Below are 19,657 nucleotides of genomic sequence, written 5' to 3'. Positions count from 1 at the left end.
TCGACGAAAAGTCGAAGTCCTCCATGCCCGACGTCCTGGTAAACGACAAGCCCTTGGGGCCGGGTGCGTAAGATCGCTACACGCAAAAGCGCAGGCCGGCCCGGCGTACAAAAATGCCGATACGCTCCTTCAAACTTATTCTACAATATTTTTTACCTAATGGCAAAATGGCTCTTTCATTTCGGGTTGTTTTAGGTTATATTTGAAGTTTCCCTACCCGAAAGTTGTGTTCCTGCAAATGGAAAGCGCTCCTTCGGCATCAACATGAATCTCAGCCAACGATATACTGATGAAAGTTTCTCCCTCAGAGCCGTTTAAAATTGTCTATTCAATTCTTAACCACGAGTATCTGGGGTATATCTTCGAGGCATTCGTCGTCCAGCTGACCAGCCAGGGCGATTTTTCATTTCAGATCCAGAACATTTCTTCCAAAAACATCAAGGAATTTCGTTCCGGGCTCGACACCAGGGATTTTGAACTCGTGAAGCTCATCGACGACATCCAGCAGGACGCCGTTCTCAAAAAGTACAATCCCAAAAAATTGAATGCAGTCGACTTCTTTTTGAAGGTATACGATCAGCAAAAAGGTGACAAAACCATCCAGGAAACAATTGCCGGCTATCTTGAAAACTGCAAATCGCGCATTCTTGAACGGCTGGCCGGCAAGGATATTTTCATCATGGGCAACGACGGCAACCCGCTGTGGAAGCCCGTCATCTGGGAGAATGAAAAGGCGACGATCCGCTTCCATTTCATTCGCAATGAGGATAATACGCATTATTTCCCCACGATCCGGCACAAAATGCAAAAGCTGGATTTCCAGTACAAAAATGCATTCCTGATTGGCGAAGATCCTGCCTGGCTCGTGCTCGACGGCCATTTGTACCACTTTGAAGGCAACGTGGACGGCAAAAAGATCAAACCTTTCCTCGCCAAGAAGTTCATCGCCATTCCGGGGCAGGTTGAGGAGCAATATTATGGCCGGTTCGTAGCGCCGCTCATCGCGTCATACGATGTGGTAGCCCGCGGTTTCGAGATCCGAAATGTGTCGTCGCTACCGAAAACGATCCTGACAATTTCGGAGTTTTCATCCAATCCGAAGAAATCCGCCGTGCTTTTCCAGGACAATGAGGATGTGGAGGTGATGGAAGAAGAGGACAATGACGTGGCTTTCGAGCTCTCCTTCCAGTATGCGGGCTTTTCGTTTCATTACGACAGCTTCGCGCATGCTTCGAGCGTGCATATGGAAAAGAAGGGTAACGAGTATTTTTTCAATAAGGTTAAAAGAAATATCGAGGTCGAAGGCCAGCATGTCCGCACCTTGAAGGACATGGGCCTGAATATCCGGAACGGCAAGGTTCAAATGCCCAAATCCGAGGCATTCGGATGGCTGCAAGGCAATGCGATCGCGTTGGCGGAGCACGGCATTATCGTACGGCAGAATACGGCCGATTCCAAGCGCTATTTCCTGGGCTATTCCTCGCTCGACATTTCGATCCAGGAAGGACGCGACTGGTTCGATATCAATGCAAAGGTCATTTTCGGCGAGTTTGAGATACCTTTTATCCAGCTTCGCAACTACATTTTACACCGCAAAAAAGAATTCCTGCTACCCAATGGCGAGATCGCGGTGATCCCCGAATGGTGGTTCACCAAATACTCCGAGTTCTTCTCATTTACGGAAAGCAGCCATGACGACGACCAGCTGCGCCTGCGAATGCACCATCTTGCATTGGTGCAGGAACTCAAAGAAGACAACCTGGCGACCGCCGTCATCAGCCGAAAGCTCGAAAATCTTCGGAATTTCCAGCATATTGAGCCTGCCGTAGCCCCGGCGCATTTCCAGGGCCTGCTGCGGCCTTACCAGAAAACCGGTTACGACTGGCTGCGGTTTTTAAAACAATACCGTTTCGGCGGCTGCCTGGCCGATGATATGGGCTTGGGTAAAACGGTGCAGACGCTCGCATTGCTGCAATCCGAGAAAGAAGGCGGTGCAGACCGGCCCTCTATCCTCATCATGCCTACCTCCCTGCTCTACAACTGGCAGCTGGAATCAAGCAAGTTCACGCCGGACCTGCGTGTGCTCCTGTACACGGGCACCAACCGCGAGAAGGACACCGCCCTATTCGACAATTATGACCTCATTCTGACGTCCTACGGCATTGTACGCCTCGATATCGATATTATGGAGGATTACCGGTTCAATTACGTGATCCTCGATGAATCGCAGGCCATTAAAAATCCGGGATCCATCATTACAAAAGCCGTAAGGCGCCTTAATTCCGCCCAGCGGCTCGTACTGACCGGCACGCCCATTGAAAACAATACTCTCGATCTCTGGTCGCAAATGTCGTTTGTGAACCCGGGGTTGCTGGGCACGCAGGCATTTTTCAGGGACGAATTCCAGGTGCCGATCGAGAAGAAAGGCGACGAAGAAAAGTCCAAGCGCCTATATAACCTCATTAAACCATTTATTTTAAGGAGATTAAAATCACAGGTGGCAACCGACCTTCCCGAGAAGGTGGAAAGCATTCAATACTGCGACATGTCCGATGAGCAGGAAAAGGCTTACGAGGAAGCCAAGGCCTACTATCGCAATCTTATACTGCAAAGCATTGATTCGGAAGGCATTTCCAAATCGCAGCTCGTTGTTTTGCAGGGCCTTACCAAGCTGCGGCAGCTCGCCAACCACCCGGTTATGGTCGATCCGGAATATGCGCATGATTCAGGGAAGTTTGAAGATGTGCTGTACAAGCTGCAAACCGTGATGAGCGAGGACCATAAGATATTGATTTTCAGCCAATACATTAAACACCTCGATCTATTCCGGCATTACCTCGATGAAAAGGAGATCACCTATGCCTACCTTGACGGCGCTACCCGCGACCGCCAGGAGCAGGTAGAATCCTTTCAGAATGACCAGAACATTAAAATATTCCTCATTTCTCTGAAAGCTGGCGGATTAGGGCTCAACCTCACGGCCGCGGATTACGTTTTTATCCTCGACCCCTGGTGGAACCCGGCCATCGAAGCACAGGCCGTCGATCGTGCGCATCGCATTGGCCAGGATAGGACGGTATTCACTTATAAGTTTATCACCAAAAATTCCGTGGAAGAGAAGATTCTCGCATTGCAGCGCTCTAAGAAGCAGCTGGCCGATGATCTGATTTCGAGCGAAGAAGGCTTTATCAAATCGCTGACGCGGGAGGATGTTTTGAACCTGCTTTCTTAATCTGAATCTACATTACTAAAACAAAGAGCCCTCGAATGATGAACATTCAAGGGCTCTTTTCATATTGAAATACTTCAACTACTATGCTTCCGCAGCCGCCGCCTCACGGCTGATCAGCGCTTCACGGTCAGGGCCGGTTGAAATGAATGTAATCGGCAGGTTCAATTCTTCTTCGAGGAACTTCACATATGCATTCAGCTCCGCGGGGATGGCGTCAAAATCCCGAACACCGTCCAGCGAAGTCTGCCAGCCTTTGAAATCTTTGTAAACCGGCTCTACGGCTTCGTCGCAAAGGTCGTACGGGAGCTGGTCTGTCAAAGTACCATCCGCAAGGCGATAATGGGTACAAACCCTGATGTTATCGAAAATCGTCAGAACATCCACTTTCATCATAATCAGCTGGGTTACGCCGTTGATCATGATCGCATATTTCAATGCAGGCAGGTCGAGCCAGCCGGTACGGCGCGGGCGACCGGTGGTAGCACCGAACTCACGGCCTTCCTTACGGATTTCCTCGCCTACTTCGTCGTTCAATTCAGTGGGGAACGGACCGCTACCGACACGTGTGCAGTACGCTTTGAAAATCCCGAAGACTTCGCCGATCTGGCGCGGCGCAATGCCCAATCCGGTTGAAGCGCCGGCTGTCATGGTGGTAGAGCTGGTCACGAATGGGTATGAACCGAAATCGATGTCGAGCAATGAACCTTGCGCACCTTCCGCCAACACGGTTTTACCTGCACTCAATGCATCATTAACCACATATTCGCTGTTCACGAGCGTGAATTGCTTCATGAAATCGATCGCGTCGAAGAATTTTTCTTCGGCGGCCGGTAGTGTTTCCGAGTAGTCAAATGAATAGAAATCGAGGATTACCTTATGCGCGTCTACCAGTTTTTTGTATTTGGCTGCGAAATTAGGCGATAGCACGTCGCCTACGCGCAAGCCCAGGCGCGCCACTTTGTCCTGGTAAGCAGGACCGATACCCCGCAATGTCGAACCGATCTTGGAATCGCCTTTCGAACGCTCGTAAGCGGCGTCGAGCAGGGCGTGGGTAGGAACGATAATGGAAGCTTTTTTGGAAACAAACAGATTGCTGAACAGGTCGAGGTTGTATTTTGCCAATCCTTCGATTTCCCTTTTGAACACAACCGGATCGAGCACGACGCCGTTACCGATGATATTCTGGATATCGCTGCGGAAAATCCCCGACGGGATCTGGTGCAGCACGTGTTTGATACCGTCAAACTCCAATGTGTGTCCGGCATTTGGCCCACCCTGAAAACGGGCTACAACCTGGTAGCGTGGCGCCAGGACATCCACAATTTTTCCTTTTCCCTCGTCTCCCCATTGAAGACCAAGTAGTACGTCAACTTTCATTCAAGATATTGGATTACTGAAACTTATATGGTGTAAGCGGCCCGGCAATGTGCGCATTACCGGGCCTGATCGTGATAATTATCTGTCTTCGTAAACTGCCGTGGCTTCCCGCGGTGCTTCCGTGCGGTTCTGGCAGTTTTCCTTGTTACAGTTTCCGTAGAAAATAAGCGAATGGTGCATTACGCTGAAATTGAGCATCTCTCCTACCATGTTCTGGATCGATTGGATGCGCGGATCGCAGAATTCCATCACTTTATGACAATCTGTACAAATCAGGTGGTCGTGCTGCTTGTTACCGTACGACTTTTCGAATTGCGCGAGGTTTTTACCAAACTGGTGCTTCGTCACCAGGTCGCAATCAACCAGGACGTCGAGCGTATTGTAAACCGTTGCGCGGCTCACCCGGTAACGCTTGTTTTTCATGCTGATATACAGCTCATCTACATCGAAATGATCCTCCCTGGTGTAAATTTCTTCCAGTATGGCAAAGCGCTCGGGCGTTTTACGAAGTCCTTTATTTTCCAGGTAAGCCGTCAAAATTTTCTTTGCGGCCTCAAAATTTGGTTTGCTGGCTTGTGGCATATCTCTGATAATCTTGCGCGAAAATACGCTTTTTTACTTAAATCACTCTCACATTCGCAAGCATAGTCTTGCTACCTCATTAATTACCAATTCAATAACACCTGGGAGCGGCAATGGTTCATTAGGGCTATTTCCCGCTCAGGTTCGTGTCGAAGCGCTGGACATTGTACACGCCTTCAACCTGTTCCAGCTTCGCGATGAGCACATCCAGGTGCCTGGTGTCCTGCACGTAAAGCTTGATATCGCCATTGAAGACACCGTCCTTGGTATCGATCGTCAGCCCGCGCATGTTGATGTGCAGCTCATTCGAAATGATCCGCGTCACGTCGTTCACCAATCCCACACGGTCGGTACCCGACAAGTACAGCCCCGCCAGGAACGCCTCTTCCTTACCCGACCATTTGGCCTTGATAATGCGGTTGCCGTGTTTGGACATCAGTTCGGCAGCATTCGGGCAGGTAGTGCGGTGTATTTTAATGCCCTCGTTGATTGTCACAAACCCGAACACGTCGTCGCCGGCAATTGGGTTGCAGCATTGGGCGAGTTTGTAATCTATTTTATCCATATCGTCGCCGATGAGCAGCATATCGCTATCCGCACGGTCGCCGTGGATCTGTTTCAAATATTTCGTCAGCGTCTTGCCATCGCTTCCGGCAACCGGCGGCGTGTTGCTTGCCGCACCATTTTCCGCCGCCTTTTTATCCTTCGCATCGCGGTCGCGCTTGAACCTTTTCAGGTCGTCGATCGGAATGTACCCCTTGCCGATCCGGTAGAAGAAGTCCGTCGTCGTTTTGCATTCAAAAAATGCCCGGAGCTGGTTCATTACCTCGGCGGTAGCGTCCATGCCCAGTATTTTGAGTTTTTTCTCGACCAATTGGCGTCCGTCCGTTTCGTACCGGCGGTTTTCCTCTTTCAGGAAATCCTTGATCCGCGCGCGTGCTTTGGACGTGACCACGATCCGCAGCCAGTCCTCGTTCGGTTTCTGCTTGCTGGACGTGATGATCTCGATCTGGTCGCCATTGTTGAGCACATAGCTGATCGGCACGAGAATCCCTCCCACTTTCGCCGCCATGCAATGCGCGCCTACCTCGGAGTGGATGTCGAATGCAAAGTCAAGCGCGGTAGAGCCCGCCTGCAATACCTTCAGCTCGCCTTTTGGGGTGAATACAAATACCTCTTCATTGAAAAGGTTGCTGCGAAACTCGTCCAGGAACTCGATAGCCGCCGTTTTATCGCCAAAACCATTCTCCAACGTCTCGCGCACCTGGGTGATCCATTGCTCGATATTGCCTTTGACCTTGGTATCGTTGCCTTTGTATTTCCAGTGCGCGGCGTAACCCTTCTCGGCGATCTCGTCCATGCGCGAGGTGCGGATCTGCACCTCCACCCATTGCCCGCTCTTGCTCATCACCGTCGAGTGCAGCGACTGGTACCCATTGGCCCGGGGCGTGCTCAAAAAGTCTTTCAGCCGGTCGGGGTTGGGCTTATAATGGTCTGTTACAATGGAATACGCCTGCCAGCAGATCGCCTTTTCGCGGTCGCTTTCCGGCGGTGATTCCAGCACGATCCGGATCGCGAAAAGGTCATATATTTCCTCGAAAGGCTTGTTCTGCTTGCGCATTTTGTTCCAGATCGAATAAATCGATTTCGGGCGGCCTTTGAGGATAAAATTCAGCCCTACCGCTTCCAGGTCCTGCGCGATCGGCTCCATAAACTTCGAAATGAAGCGGTCACGGGTGTTTTTGGTCTCCCGCAGCTTCCGCGCAATGGCCCGGTACTCCTGGGGCTCGGTGTATTTCAAATACAGCTCTTCGAGCTCCGACTTGATGCTGTACAGCCCGAGCCGGTGCGCCAGCGGCGCGTAAATGAATATCGTTTCCGAAGCGATTTTGAGCTGCTTGTCGCGCGGCATGCTGTCGAGCGTCCGCATATTGTGCAGGCGGTCGGCGAGCTTTACGAGGATCACGCGCACGTCGTCCGACAGCGTGAGCAGCATCTTGCGGAAATTCTCGGCCTGCTGCGAGGAGCCGTATTCGAAACGGCCCGAGATCTTCGTCAGCCCGTCGATGATCTTGGCTACCTTTTTACCGAACAGGCGCTCGATGTCGTCGATGCCCATATCGGTATCCTCCACGACGTCGTGCAGCAATGCCGCCACGATGCCGGTAGTACCGAGCCCGATCTCCTCCACGACGATCTGCGCCACCGCGAGCGGGTGGTAGATATACGGCTCGCCCGACCGCCTGCGCATGTCCTTATGCGCTTCGACGGACGTATAAAAGGCTTTTTTGATTAATTTAGCATCATTATCCTTCAAAAAAGGTTTGGCTGTCCTTAAAAGTCGGCGGTATTTTTTGAGGATATCCTTACGCTCCTGTTCCAGGTCTATGTTGAGGGATTCAACCAGTTGCTCCACTGCTATTTCTTATTAGTACGCTTCACCAAAATAACAAATTTTGGCGACATTTTTCAACATACTTTTACCCAAAGATAAAATTTTGAAAATAATTTGCATGTTTTGAAAAATTAGGAATACCTTTGCACTCCCAATTCGACGATCGTGTTGAAATGCGGGGTAAAATGAGCGGGCGTGGCGGAACTGGTAGACGTGCTAGACTTAGGATCTAGTGCCGCAAGGCGTGGGGGTTCGATTCCCTCCGCCCGTACAAAATACAAGGGAATGACGGGGCGTCAGATTCCTGTTTGTTTGGAAAGATGAACTGCTCCGTAGTATTGAAACCCGTCAAATGCCCTCAGGACATCGTTTTGAGGGCATTTTTGTTTTTTTCAAATCAATGTAACACAAGGTTTTTACCATAGCATAGCGAAACATGGAAGTATTGTTAGAAAAGAGTTCGCCGACCTTAGCCTCTCTGAAAATAACGTTGACCAAGGAAGATTATCAGCCCAAAGTTGATAAAACGATCAAGGATTATTCGAAACGCGTGAACCTGAAAGGATTTCGTCCTGGCAAAGTACCATCCCATGTGATCCAACGCATGTATGGTAAAAGCATTCTGGTTGACGAGGTGAACAACATCCTCAGCAACGCCGTAAGCACCTACATCCGCGAAAACAAATTGCAGGTAGTAGGTGATCCCGTACCCGATCGCGACAAGGCTGCCGAAGTAAACTGGGATACCCCCAGCTCATTCGAGTTCAGCTACGACCTCGGTATCGCTTCCGATTTCGAAGCAAACCTTTCGGAACTGCCTGCCATCAAGCGTTACGCGATTAATGTAGACGATGCAGAGCTTACTAAAACTGTGGATAGCCTCCGCGAGCGTTTCGCCGACAGCATCCATCCGGAAGTGAGCGAAGCCGGCGATATGGTTTTCGGTGAATTGACACAAGGCGAATTCACTACCCGCACCGCTATTCCCACCAAGCAGGTGAAAGAGGAAGCCGCTGCGAAATTCAACGGCGTGAAAAAAGGCGATGTAGTTACTTTCGACATCAAGGATACATTCACCGATGAATCGGCGATCGCCCACGTAACCGGTAAGAAAAAAGACGACGTGGCGGAACTTTCAGGCGACTATACATTGACCGTCGAGGACGTAACCCGCTCTGCACCAGCCGCATTGACGCAAGAATTCTTCGATAAGGTTTTGGGACCGGGACAAGTTGAAAACGAAGAGCAGTTCAACGAGAAGGTACTTGAAATCATCAAAAGCAACTACGAGCGCGAAACCGAAGCATTGCTCCGCCGCGATATCGAGAATGCATTGCTGGACAGCATTTCCATCGAGCTGCCTGAGGAATTCCTTAAAGACTGGCTGGAACGCACCAACGAAGGCAAGTTCACCCGCGAGCAGATCGACGAGCAGTTCGGTGATTTCGCGAAATCTTTGAAACTGAGCCTCATCAAAAATAAAATCGCCGACCAATCGGAAGTAAAAGTAGAATACCCTGAAATCCTCGCTTTTACCCGTGAGATGGTAAAAGGGCAGTTCGGTATCTACGGCGACGACGAATCGATGCGCGAAACGATCGACCGCGTGGCGCAAGGCTACCTTGCAGACAAAGAACGGGATAACTATACGAGCGTGTTCAACCAGGTGTTCGACAACAAAGTGCTCGAAGTAATCCGCGGCCAGGTAAGCACTGACGAGCAGACCGTAGAGGTTTCAGAGTTCGAGAAACTGGCGAAAGGCGAAGTGGAAGCGGAAGCTTAATCGAAGTTTCTTTTAGCATATAAAAAACACCGTCCGGGACAACCGAACGGTGTTTTTTTGGTTTACAACTAATGCATTAAAACCCGATGCGCGTACGCTCATCACCTATCCGCAGCACACCTTCCCCGAAAAGCTGGCGGAACTTGGTTTTCAGCTGATCGACCTCGTTCTGCAGGCGGCGGTTCTCGGCCAGTAAGCGCGTGTTTTCCTGGCGGAGCCATTCCGTTTCCGACATCGTGATGTCGATGCCGAGCAGTTCGGGCAGCGGCACGTCCAGCAGCTTCGCCACATTCTCCAGCCTTGAAACCGACAGTTCCGTGCGGCCGCGCTCGATGTCCCCGTAAGCCGTCGTCGACAAGCCCAGCATGTCTGCCATATTTTCCTGCGACAGTCCTTTTTGCAGGCGGATCTGTCTGATTTTTTCTGATAAATTGGATGTCACGTTCATAATGTCCGATTATAATGCGTGGGTACGAGGTTTTTAATGCTGCAATGTAATCACTTGACGGCATCGCTGGCTGTCGCATTTTTCGATAATTTATCGCCGAAATTGACAAGGATTATTCGGTGAAATATTCAAATTTGTGCCATGCAACCGGGAACAATACCGCGATATAAGCAGAAACTAACCTATATTGCTTTTCGTTCTCGAAGCCAGTTGCCCTTTAACTATTGATAAATTAAAAATTAATTTTTTCGATGAATTACGGAAATGAATTTAGAAAATATGCCGTTCACCACCTGGGAATGAATGGTCTGACCGTGGACGGTTACATGAACCACTCTGTTGAGAACATGACCCGTTCGGTAATCGAGGAACGCCCGATGAACTTCCGCGAGGTCGATGTATTCTCCCGCCTGATGGCCGACCGTATTATATTTATGGGTACCGGTGTGGACGACAATATCGCCAACATCATCGTGGCCCAGCTGCTGTTCCTCGAATCGGCTGATCCCAAGAAAGATATCCTGATGTACATCAACAGCCCCGGCGGCTCGGTTTACGCAGGTCTGGGTATTTACGACACCATGCAATATGTTCGCCCGGACGTAGCGACCGTGTGTACGAGCCTCGCCGCTTCTATGGGCGCGGTGTTGCTCGCGGGCGGCGCGGCAGGCAAGCGTTCGGCGCTCCCCCACGCACGTGTGATGATCCACCAGCCATCCGGCGGCGCGCAGGGTACTTCGGTCGATATCGAGATCACTACCCGCGAAATCGTGAAGCTGCGTCATGAACTCTACGAAATCCTGGCGCACCACACCGGTCAGACACCGGAGCAGATCGCGCTCGATTCCGATCGTGACAAATGGTTAAAGGCTTTGGAAGCAAAAGAATATGGCCTGATCGACGAGGTTTTGACCCGCGAAAAATAACAGGAATAATTTTTTAGGGAAACGCCCTGGCAGCCTGGCTGTCGGGGCGTTTTTAGTATAAGGCCTAAGGTTGATTTGGTAACCCGGTCAAAAAACCGGAAATTTGCAAAAAGATAACCGCTAATTGTCAATTCAAAGGAAGATTTGAAACATTACATTCGGTCTTCTTGTTAAGTTGGCTTAATACGATTGTTTATGAGGGCATTTGTAAAAAAATACCTGCCCGAAACACTCACCAAACTGTTAAATCGAATCGATGGCACAAGTAAGTTGTTCGTTCTGCGGACGTAAAAAAAGCGAAGTGGATTTGCTTCTATCCGGGATTGACGCTCACATTTGTAACCACTGCATTGCCCAGGGGCACCAGGTAGTTACCGAAGAGCTGGGACCGAAGGAGGATAAGAAAGAGAAGAAATCGAAACTTCCGAAACTGAAACCCATTCCTCCTGCTGAAATCAAGCATTTCCTCGAACAATATGTCATTGGCCAGGACGAAGCGAAACGCTCGCTGGCAGTGGCCGTATATAACCACTACAAACGTCTGAACCAGGCTGCGACCGAGGACGACGTGGTGATCGAGAAGTCCAATATCATCATGGTAGGCGAAACCGGCACCGGTAAAACCTATCTCGCCAAATCCATTGCACGCATTCTGCAGGTACCATTCTGCGTGGCCGATGCGACGGTCGTGACCGAAGCCGGTTATGTAGGCGAAGATGTGGAAACCATTCTGACGCGCCTCCTTCAAGCGGCGGATTACAATGTGGAAGCAGCCGAACGCGGCATCGTTTACATCGACGAGATCGACAAGATCGCCCGCAAGTCGGATAACCCTTCCATTACCCGCGACGTAAGCGGCGAAGGCGTGCAGCAGGCATTGCTGAAACTGCTCGAAGGTTCGATCGTGAACGTGCCGCCGCAAGGAGGCCGCAAGCACCCCGACCAGAAGATGATTTCTTTGAACACCGAAAACATCCTCTTCATCTGCGGAGGGGCATTCGACGGTATCGAGCGCCATATCGGAAAGCGTATCAACACCCGTCCGATCGGGTTCAATGGCGATAACCGCATTATCGAGATTTTCGACAAAGGAAACCTGATGCGCTACGTGACGGCAATGGACCTTAAATCATTCGGATTAATCCCTGAGTTGATCGGCCGCTTGCCCGTATTGACGCATTTGAACCCGCTCGACCGCGAGACACTGCGCCGCATTCTCACTGAGCCGAAAAATGCATTGGTTCGCCAGTATGCCAAACTTTTCGCCATGGAAGGCATTACCCTCCATTTCGAAGATGCGGTACTGGATTACATTGTCGACCAGGCGATGATCTACAAACTCGGCGCCCGCGGCCTGCGCGCGATCTGCGAATCGATCATGACCGACGCGATGTTCGACCTACCGTCGCAGAAGGACGTGAAGGAATTTACGCTCTCGCTCGACTACGCGAAAGACAAATTTGAAAAATCTTCGATGGCATTGCTTCGCTCAGTGGCTTAGCATTCATCGCATTAGCATATTTACAAGTGCCCTGTCTCTTCCAAAGAAGCAGGGCACTTCTTTTTTCATCCCAATAATCCTACTTTTACAGAGAAACACTATATTATTTTAATGGAAACCTGGCTCGTAAATAAATCGATCGTCGTTATCGGAGGAACCACCGGCGCGGGACTGTCCGCGGCACAAGCCTTTGTCAAAAACGGCGCGAATGTGGTGGTAGTGGGGCGCAACCCTGAAAGCTGCCTCATGGCAGAACTGAACCTGGGAAGCAATGCAAGAGCCAAACAAGGTGACGCAACGCAGCCTCAAACAGCGCTGGACGCAATCCAGCTCTGCATTCGGGAATTCGGAAGTTTCGACGCTTTATACCATGCGCCGGAAGACCACGAGGAGCCTGCAACCGATGGCCCGTTGCACAACCTGGGCCTCGAAAGCTGGCGCAAAACGCTGGACCAGAACCTCACGTCCTTAATGCTTTCCAATCAGGCGGCGGTAAGGACTTTCATGGGAATGAACAAAGGCGGGTCCATTCTTAACCTAAGCCCGGAAATCGCTTCGACAGAAAATCATCTTGCAACCCATGCCCGTGCGACATCCAAAGCAGCTGTTATTGGTTTTTCCAAATCCATTGCAGCGGCCTATGCCGGTCATGATATCCGGATCAATGTCATTGCCACCGACACTGCGATGCCCGCTGATATCGACGGCGCAGCGGTGTATCTGTTGTCGGACTATGCCCGGTTCACCAACGGACAGGTGCTCGTAGTCGACGGCGGCCGGAGTGTGCTGGAAGAGCAATACTAGTGGCCGCCCCAACGGTCGCGCTGTGAAGAAATTGCTATCGACGCAGAGAGAATCGCTTTTTTTCTTTTATTCGCGTAAAATAGTTCACCAGACACCGTACTCCTATGGCTACCGGACCGATTGTAACCCTTACAATAAATCCCGCGCTCGACAAAAGCTCCAATGTACCGCGCATTGTACCCGACAACAAACTGCGCTGCGACGCACCCAATTTTGAAGCGGGAGGAGGCGGTATTAACGTAGCCAAGGCCATTCACAGGCTGGGAGGAAATCCGATCGCCATTTTTACCGTGGGCGGCCCTACCGGCCAGCGCCTGCACAAGCTCGTGAAAAGCGAGGGTGTGGAAACCATGGTGATCGAAACCAAACAATGGACGCGCGAAAACTTCCACGTGCTCGAAACAAGTACCGGGTTCCAGTACCGCTTCGGAATGCCCGGCACCGAAATGATGCCGACCGAAGTACGGGCTATCCTCGAAACGATGGAAGAGCTCGACCCCAAGCCGTCTTATATCATCGCCAGCGGTAGCCTGCCGCCCGGCGTCCCCTCCGATTTTTACGGACAAATAGCCCGGATAGCCCACAAGCAGGGCGCACGCTTCATTGCCGATACATCCGGCGATGCATTGCGCTACGCCACCGAAGCGGGCGTTTATTTATTAAAACCCAACATTACCGAGCTCAGCGAACTTGTAGGCGTAGATAAGCTCGAAATGGACGAGGTGGACGATGCCGCACGCGCACTCATCATACGCGGGCAATGCGAGATCGTGATCGTGTCCATGGGCGCGATGGGCGCGATGCTCGTCACCGAAGACCAGGTAGAACACATTCCCGCACCGCCCGTACAGCCCAAAAGCACGGTAGGCGCCGGCGACAGCATGCTGGCAGGCATTATCTGGACGTTATCGCAAGGCAAATCCTACCGCGAGGCCGTCAGAATGGGCGTCGCCTGCGGAACGGCGGCGACGATGAATTCAGGCAGCGAGCTGTTCAGGATGCAGGATGTGAACCGCCTGCTCGACTGGCTCAACCGCTACGGAAAGCGCTACTCGGCCAGTTAACGAAATCCATTTCGGGGTAATAGTAAGAAATCGGGCGTGCGGTCTTTCTCAAAATAAAAGACTTAGTCATGTCCGATACACATTCCCGCCGTCAGTTCGCGAAGATCACCGCCGCCACTGCCGCAGCCCTTACATTCAAGCCGTTTTACATCCTGCACGCCAAACCGAAAGCCGATGGCGAGGTGATAGGCCACGGTAGCCACCGCTACAAGGTGCACCAGGGCTGGGGTAACCTCGACGCTTCGCAGTTCCCGGTCAACAACTGCCACGAAATGGTGCAGGACAGCAAAGGCAGGCTCATTATGGTGGGGGATGAAATTAAAAACAACATCCTCGTGTACGACCGCTCGGGCAAGCTGCTGGAAAGCTGGGGGCACGAATTTCCCGGCGGGCATGGGCTCACATTGTGGAATGCCAACGGCGAGGAATTCCTGTTCATCAGCGATCCCAACATCGGCAAGGTCTTTAAAACGGATCTGAAAGGAAAAATCCTGCTTACGATCGAACACCCGTCGAAAGTAGGCGCCTATAAGGAAGCCGATCCATTCAAACCGACAGAAACGGCTATCGGCCCGGACGGCACCATTTACATTGCCGACGGCTACGGCTCGCAATGGATTTTGAGATACACCCCGAAAGGCGAGTTTATCGACAAATTCGGCGGCTCCGGCGACGGCGACGCCCAATTCTCCACCGCCCACGGCATCGCCATCGACTACCGCGACAAAGCAAACCCGACGCTGATCGTCACCTCGCGTGCCCACAACGCATTCAAGAAGTTCACATTGGACGGCAAATACCTCAGCACCATCTTCCTCCCCGGCGCATTCGTTTGCCGCCCGGTCTTCAAGGACGATACGCTGTACGCCGGCGTCTGCTGGTCGCGCCTGCGCTATTTGAACCAGACACCGAACTCAGGGTTCGTGACGATCATCGACAAGGCTAACAAAGTGATCTCCAACCCCGGCGGTACCAAACCCGAATACCGGAACGGCGAGCTGCAATTGATGTTACAGGAAAAACCGATATTCATGCATTGCCACGACGTGTGCGTCGACAACGACCACAATATCTACGTCTGCCAATGGAATGCGAAGAAAACATACCCCGTGAAGCTGGAAAGGGTTTAAGCAATATCAGATTTTACGCAAACAAAATGATCCGCTGGCGAATGCTAGCGGATCATTTTGATAGTAATGCCATTCACGACCATCGTCGAAATGGTGAGAATGCCGTAAGCCGCTGCAATAGGCATTTGCGGCACGAGCCAGGCCACGCCCACCAGGAACGCGACAAATCCGTACCCTGCCAGCAGCAAACCATACAATATCCGGATCGCCGCATCGGAGCCCTGCTGCGAATGCGTGAATACGGCCAGCGTGGACGTCATGATCGGGAAGGGCGTGAGAATGCCGCTCCAGGTAGGCCCGAGGTAATCCGCCGCCTGCGTGAGTATGACGACGAACAGCGTCGCCACGAGCATGCGCAGGGGAATATCCCACGACGGCTGCTTTTTGAAATCGCCTTTTGTTTTCGGTTTTGGGAAAAAATATAAGACCAATGTGAGCACCAGCAGGTTGATCCCCACCCCGGCCGTAAGCGAAATATCCCGTCCCAGCGAAAGCATCGCCACGACGAAAAACGCCCCGTAGCTGAGCAGCACCGTCGGCAACCAGTGCAGCCGCGAAGAAAGCACTGCATATACCAATGCAAAAAGCATGGTACCCACCGACCCAAGCAATGCGGAAGGAATGGTAGATGCCGCAAATGCCGCGCCATGTTCCAATGCGATAAAAAACGAGATCGGCCCTGCTACCCAGGGAAACCCGCCGATCCAGCCACCCAGCCCCTCGCCCCATTTACGAACAGCTAAGGTTACCCCGGCAATGAGCGGGGGCATGAGCATGATCTTGGTTAAAAGCAGGTCGGACAAGGATTGAATGCGGCAAAATGGAGCACAAATTTACGTTTTAGACCCTAATCCCCTGAAAATTTGAGAAAATACTTCCTGTTTTTAATTGCAACACAGTTGCAATGATGCTATTTTTGCAACGTTGTAACAAAAAGAACATAACCCGCTTCGCACCCGATACCGATGCCCTCGTTCAGACACTCACTCCTGTTCCTGCTGCTCACGCTGCTTTCGCTGACGGCCCACGCCCAGCAGCCCGCGTGCGAGTGCTTTGTGAAAGGTGTCGTGAAAGACCAGCACACGGGCCAGCCCATTGTAGGTGCCACCGTGCTGATCGTCGGGCAGAATAATGGTGTTTTCACGGACGAGAACGGACGGTATGAGCTCCGCAACCTCTGCCCGGGCAACTACACGCTCGAATGCCGCATTATCGGCTATAATCCATTTCAACAGAAAGTCGATCTGACGGCGGGGCACGAAGAAAACTTCAACCTGCTTGAACAGGAAGTGCATTTAAAGGATGTCGAAATCACGGCCCACCGGACCGACGCGCCTTCTTCGCAGCCGTTGACGACTATTTCCGGCGCAGATTTAGATAAAACCCGTGGCCAGACATTGGGCGAAAGCCTCAAAGGCGTTACCGGCGTAACGACGCTCCAAACCGGTTCTTCCATCGCCAAGCCTGTCATCCACGGCCTGCACAGCAACCGCGTGCTCATCATGAACAACGGCATTCGCCAGGAAGGCCAGCAGTGGGGCTCGGAACATGCGCCGGAAATCGACCCGTTCATTGCCACGCGCATTTCCGTCGTGAAAGGCGCGGCAGGCGTGCGCTATGGCTCGGATGCCATCGGCGGGGTAATATTGGTGGAACCGGAAGAACTGCCGGTTGACAAACCGATTACCGGCGAACTGAATGCGGTTGGTTTTTCCAACGGCCGCCAGGGCGTATTATCGGGCACCGTGCAGGGGGGGCTGAACTTTGTGAAAGGATTCGGCTGGCGGGCCCAGGGTACCATCAAGCGCGGCGGGAACATCCGCACACCGGATTATTTCCTCGATAATACCGGCATTAGCGAAAACAACTTCTCACTGGCAGCAGGTTACAGAAATAAGGGGCTGGGCATCGATGTATTTTACAGCCGCTTCGATACGCAGATCGGTATTTTCTCCGGGTCGCACATCGGCAGCGTCACCGATTTACTCAACGTGATCAAAAACGGCGAGCCGTTCGTCAAATCCGGGTTCAGCTATGCCATCAACCGGCCTAACCAGAATGCGACGCACGAGCTCGTCAAAGCCGAAACACATTACCATTTCAAAAACGGCAACCGGGTGCAATGGACATTCGCACGGCAGTACAACAACCGCAACGAATTCGACCTGCACCGCCCCCGCAACGACAGCATAGCGGCCCTGAACCACCCCGAACTGACATTCAAACTCACTTCATTGACAAACGACGTGGTCTGGGACCACAAACCCGTTGCCGGCAAAATCACGGGGCAAATTGGCGTAAGTACGTTATACCAATACAACCTCATGAGCGGCCGTCCGCTGATCCCGAACTTCAACCAGTTCAACGCCGGGCTGTTCTGGATCGAGCGGTACGTGACCGCGAAATGGGAGCTGGAAGCCGGCCTGCGTTATGATTACCGGACGCTGAAAACCTACCGGATCGTGAACCGCGAGAAGATCGCCGACCAGTTCGATTTCAGCAATTTTTCGGGAACTGCCGGCGCGACGCGCAATTTTTCGGAACGCCTTTCCGCACGCCTGAACGTGGGTACGGCCTGGCGCGCGCCGAACGTGAGCGAGCTGTTCAGCGACGGCGTACACCACGGCGCGGCCGCCTACGAGAAAGGCGACGCCACCTTGCAGCCTGAGAAGGCCCTTAATTCCATCGCTAGCGTGAAATACGCCGCACCGAAATGGAGTATCGAGCTGGGCGGTTATTACAATTACATTTTTGATTTTATATACCTGAAACCGCAGCCCGAACCGATCCTGACCATCCGCGGTGCATTTCCCTACTTCAAATACACTCAAACCGACGCCTCTTTCAAAGGCATCGACGTGTCGGGAAGCTGGGAATTTGCGAAGCGCACGACGGTTTCGAGCAAGCTCACGTACCTGCGCGTGTACGACGAGCGTAACGACGGTTACCTGGTCATGATCCCGCCCAACCGGTTGGATAATGCATTGAAATACCAGCTCGCCGATCGGGGCAAGTGGAAGGACGGCTTCATTTCGGTCGGTAACCTGCTCGTAGCGGAGCAAAAACGCGTGCCCGCCAACAGCGACTTTCTTCCGCCGCCCAAAGCCTATTCGCTGTGGAGCCTGCAAGCGGGCGCGACGCTGAAGGTATCGGAAAAACAGCACCTGGAAATCGGTATCAATGTGCAGAACCTGTTCAACACCATTTACCGCGACTACCTGAACCGCTTCCGCTACTATGCCGACGACATGGGCCGCAATGCGTCTCTCCGCCTGAAATGGAAGTTCGGCGCTTAGCGAAGCCGGGCTTGACGAAGCCCGACTTAACGAAGCCCGACTTAAAAATGAATTTAATACAATACTTAAACCTATTACGTATGAAAATGAACCGTAAGCTGACCTGGATGCTGCTCGCCGCGATGACCACCGCCTTTGTGCAATGTAAAGATTCGGGCGACGAGGTGGAACCGGACGACGAGAATGAACTGATCACTTCCGTGACATTGAAATTCACCGAACAAGGCACGTCCAACGTCAGTACTTTCTCCTATAAGGACGCCGACGGCGACGGTGGCAATGCACCTACCAAATTCGACACCATTGCGCTGAAACCGAACACGACCTACACGCTGGCCGTTGAGCTGCTCGACGAAAGCAAGTCGCCCGTGGATGATATTACCAAGGAAGTGGCGGAAGAGTCGGACGAGCATTTGTTTGTGTACACCCCTTCGCCCGCGGCGCTTTTGACCTACACCTATGGCGACAAGGACAAAAACAACTATCCTATCGGCCTCACAGGCTCCGCGAAAACCGGTGCAGCCGGCAATGGCACTTTAAAGGTGCAGCTACGCCACCAGCCAGGCGCCAAAAACGGCACGCCAACGCCAGGAAGCGACGATGTAAACCTGGATTTCCAGTTGAAAGTGAAATAAACCGTGAAATTGGAGTGAAACAAAAATGGATCAGCCGGTTGACTGATCCATTTTTGTTTAGTTGCATTTCGGGCAAATGCCCTGTATCAGCAGGTTGAAATTCTCGGGATGGTACCCGTCCGGCAGGCTCACGGCGGGAATATGCAGGTTTTCGAGGCAGTTGGTTTCGCCGCAGGAGCTGCATTTGAAATGGATGTGATCATGCTGGTGCTTTTCTTCGGAGCAGCTGTGCGAGCACAATGCGTAGCGCAGGCCCTCGTCGTCGAGCACCTTGTGGATAATACCTTTTTCGAGGAATGTTTTCAGCGTTCTGTATATCGTCACACGGTCGTAACTCTCTCCCAACGCGCCTTCCAGGTCCCCGTGCGACAATGCATTCTTTCTATTGATAAAAGTCGAAAGCACGTCTTCGCGACACGTGGTGGTGCGCAGGTGGTGTACTTTCAGCGTTTCCCTTAACTGGTCCATTGTTTCCAACAGTTTG

15 protein-coding genes and 1 tRNA gene are annotated in these 19,657 nt (G+C 52.0%); 10 read left to right on the top strand and 6 right to left on the bottom strand.

Translation table 11 applies throughout. The annotated features are described in order from the left end of the window. Positions 1-289: 289 nt before the first annotated feature. The gene (locus H144_RS0110235) at positions 290-3,232 is read left to right on the top strand and encodes a DEAD/DEAH box helicase (protein WP_019941964.1); all 2,943 of its coding nucleotides are present in this window, start codon (positions 290-292) and stop codon (positions 3,230-3,232) included. An 81-nt stretch (positions 3,233-3,313) separates the two neighbouring features. Here the strand turns inward: H144_RS0110235 and H144_RS0110230 are convergent, their stop codons facing one another. From H144_RS0110230 to H144_RS0110220, 3 genes are all read right to left on the bottom strand, one after another. Further along, positions 3,314-4,609 (bottom strand): adenylosuccinate synthase, encoded by a 1,296-nt coding sequence (locus H144_RS0110230; protein WP_026350573.1) that lies wholly within the window; start codon positions 4,607-4,609, stop codon positions 3,314-3,316. Between the two features lie 78 nt (positions 4,610-4,687). Next, the gene (locus H144_RS0110225; RefSeq protein WP_019941962.1) at positions 4,688-5,191 is read right to left on the bottom strand and encodes a Fur family transcriptional regulator; all 504 of its coding nucleotides are present in this window, start codon (positions 5,189-5,191) and stop codon (positions 4,688-4,690) included. 127 nt (positions 5,192-5,318) lie between these two features. Continuing rightward, complete coding sequence (locus H144_RS0110220; RefSeq protein ID WP_019941961.1) at positions 5,319-7,607, bottom strand: RelA/SpoT family protein; 2,289 nt, start codon at positions 7,605-7,607, stop codon at positions 5,319-5,321. A 168-nt stretch (positions 7,608-7,775) separates the two neighbouring features. Between H144_RS0110220 and H144_RS0110210 the strand changes: the two genes are divergently transcribed. Together H144_RS0110210 and tig are read left to right on the top strand one after the other, a co-directional pair. Next, positions 7,776-7,857: transfer RNA gene (locus H144_RS0110210), tRNA-Leu, on the top strand. A gap of 165 nt (positions 7,858-8,022) precedes the next feature. Then, positions 8,023-9,369, top strand: a complete 1,347-nt coding sequence (gene tig, locus H144_RS0110205; RefSeq protein WP_019941960.1) for a trigger factor — start codon at positions 8,023-8,025, stop codon at positions 9,367-9,369. 76 nt (positions 9,370-9,445) lie between these two features. Here the strand turns inward: tig and H144_RS0110200 are convergent, their stop codons facing one another. Further along, positions 9,446-9,817 carry a helix-turn-helix domain-containing protein gene (locus H144_RS0110200; RefSeq protein ID WP_019941959.1) on the bottom strand — a complete coding sequence of 124 codons (372 nt, stop codon included), beginning with the start codon at positions 9,815-9,817 and terminating at the stop codon, positions 9,446-9,448. Positions 9,818-10,068: 251 nt separating this feature from the next. On the opposite strand from H144_RS0110200, the gene H144_RS0110195 reads away from it, so the two are divergent. The 5 genes from H144_RS0110195 (at position 10,069) to H144_RS0110175 (ending at position 15,242) form a co-directional block, all read left to right on the top strand. Next, positions 10,069-10,743: a ClpP family protease gene (locus tag H144_RS0110195; RefSeq protein WP_019941958.1), complete on the top strand. Its 675-nt coding sequence runs from the start codon at positions 10,069-10,071 to the stop codon at positions 10,741-10,743. Positions 10,744-10,999: 256 nt separating this feature from the next. Further along, positions 11,000-12,244, top strand: coding sequence for an ATP-dependent Clp protease ATP-binding subunit ClpX (gene clpX, locus H144_RS0110190; protein ID WP_019941957.1), 1,245 nt, complete (start codon positions 11,000-11,002; stop codon positions 12,242-12,244). A gap of 111 nt (positions 12,245-12,355) precedes the next feature. Continuing rightward, positions 12,356-13,048, top strand: coding sequence for an SDR family NAD(P)-dependent oxidoreductase (locus tag H144_RS0110185; protein ID WP_019941956.1), 693 nt, complete (start codon positions 12,356-12,358; stop codon positions 13,046-13,048). Positions 13,049-13,152: 104 nt separating this feature from the next. Further along, positions 13,153-14,112, top strand: a complete 960-nt coding sequence (locus H144_RS0110180; protein WP_019941955.1) for a 1-phosphofructokinase family hexose kinase — start codon at positions 13,153-13,155, stop codon at positions 14,110-14,112. Positions 14,113-14,180: 68 nt separating this feature from the next. Further along, positions 14,181-15,242, top strand: a complete 1,062-nt coding sequence (locus H144_RS0110175; protein WP_019941954.1) for an NHL repeat-containing protein — start codon at positions 14,181-14,183, stop codon at positions 15,240-15,242. A gap of 44 nt (positions 15,243-15,286) precedes the next feature. Here the strand turns inward: H144_RS0110175 and H144_RS0110170 are convergent, their stop codons facing one another. Beyond that, complete coding sequence (locus H144_RS0110170) at positions 15,287-16,012, bottom strand: hypothetical protein (protein WP_033402565.1); 726 nt, start codon at positions 16,010-16,012, stop codon at positions 15,287-15,289. A 195-nt stretch (positions 16,013-16,207) separates the two neighbouring features. Here H144_RS0110170 and H144_RS0110165 point away from each other — a divergent pair, with 195 nt between their 5' ends. Both H144_RS0110165 and H144_RS0110160 read left to right on the top strand, forming a co-directional pair. Continuing rightward, positions 16,208-18,538, top strand: coding sequence for a TonB-dependent receptor (locus tag H144_RS0110165; protein ID WP_019941952.1), 2,331 nt, complete (start codon positions 16,208-16,210; stop codon positions 18,536-18,538). Between the two features lie 80 nt (positions 18,539-18,618). Continuing rightward, positions 18,619-19,173 carry a hypothetical protein gene (locus tag H144_RS0110160; RefSeq protein WP_019941951.1) on the top strand — a complete coding sequence of 185 codons (555 nt, stop codon included), beginning with the start codon at positions 18,619-18,621 and terminating at the stop codon, positions 19,171-19,173. Positions 19,174-19,230: 57 nt separating this feature from the next. Here the strand turns inward: H144_RS0110160 and H144_RS0110155 are convergent, their stop codons facing one another. Then, on the bottom strand, positions 19,231-19,641 hold the full coding sequence (locus tag H144_RS0110155) for a Fur family transcriptional regulator (RefSeq protein ID WP_019941950.1): 411 nt from the start codon (positions 19,639-19,641) through the stop codon (positions 19,231-19,233). Positions 19,642-19,657 lie beyond the last annotated feature (16 nt).

The organism is Dyadobacter beijingensis DSM 21582 (genome assembly GCF_000382205.1).
GTDB classification, from domain to species: domain Bacteria; phylum Bacteroidota; class Bacteroidia; order Cytophagales; family Spirosomataceae; genus Dyadobacter; species Dyadobacter beijingensis.
This window is presented reverse-complemented; position numbering and strand designations above follow the sequence as displayed.

Coding starts and splice junctions, on each gene's coding strand:
- H144_RS0110235 (WP_019941964.1), top strand. CDS start 290: ATGAAAGTTTCTCCCTCAGAGCCGTTTAAAATTGTCTATTCAATTCTT.
- H144_RS0110230 (WP_026350573.1), bottom strand. CDS start 4,609: ATGAAAGTTGACGTACTACTTGGTCTTCAATGGGGAGACGAGGGAAAA.
- H144_RS0110225 (WP_019941962.1), bottom strand. CDS start 5,191: ATGCCACAAGCCAGCAAACCAAATTTTGAGGCCGCAAAGAAAATTTTG.
- tig (WP_019941960.1), top strand. CDS start 8,023: ATGGAAGTATTGTTAGAAAAGAGTTCGCCGACCTTAGCCTCTCTGAAA.
- H144_RS0110200 (WP_019941959.1), bottom strand. CDS start 9,817: ATGAACGTGACATCCAATTTATCAGAAAAAATCAGACAGATCCGCCTG.
- H144_RS0110195 (WP_019941958.1), top strand. CDS start 10,069: ATGAATTACGGAAATGAATTTAGAAAATATGCCGTTCACCACCTGGGA.
- clpX (WP_019941957.1), top strand. CDS start 11,000: ATGGCACAAGTAAGTTGTTCGTTCTGCGGACGTAAAAAAAGCGAAGTG.
- H144_RS0110185 (WP_019941956.1), top strand. CDS start 12,356: ATGGAAACCTGGCTCGTAAATAAATCGATCGTCGTTATCGGAGGAACC.
- H144_RS0110180 (WP_019941955.1), top strand. CDS start 13,153: ATGGCTACCGGACCGATTGTAACCCTTACAATAAATCCCGCGCTCGAC.
- H144_RS0110175 (WP_019941954.1), top strand. CDS start 14,181: ATGTCCGATACACATTCCCGCCGTCAGTTCGCGAAGATCACCGCCGCC.
- H144_RS0110170 (WP_033402565.1), bottom strand. CDS start 16,012: ATGCCCCCGCTCATTGCCGGGGTAACCTTAGCTGTTCGTAAATGGGGC.
- H144_RS0110165 (WP_019941952.1), top strand. CDS start 16,208: ATGCCCTCGTTCAGACACTCACTCCTGTTCCTGCTGCTCACGCTGCTT.
- H144_RS0110160 (WP_019941951.1), top strand. CDS start 18,619: ATGAAAATGAACCGTAAGCTGACCTGGATGCTGCTCGCCGCGATGACC.
- H144_RS0110155 (WP_019941950.1), bottom strand. CDS start 19,641: ATGGACCAGTTAAGGGAAACGCTGAAAGTACACCACCTGCGCACCACC.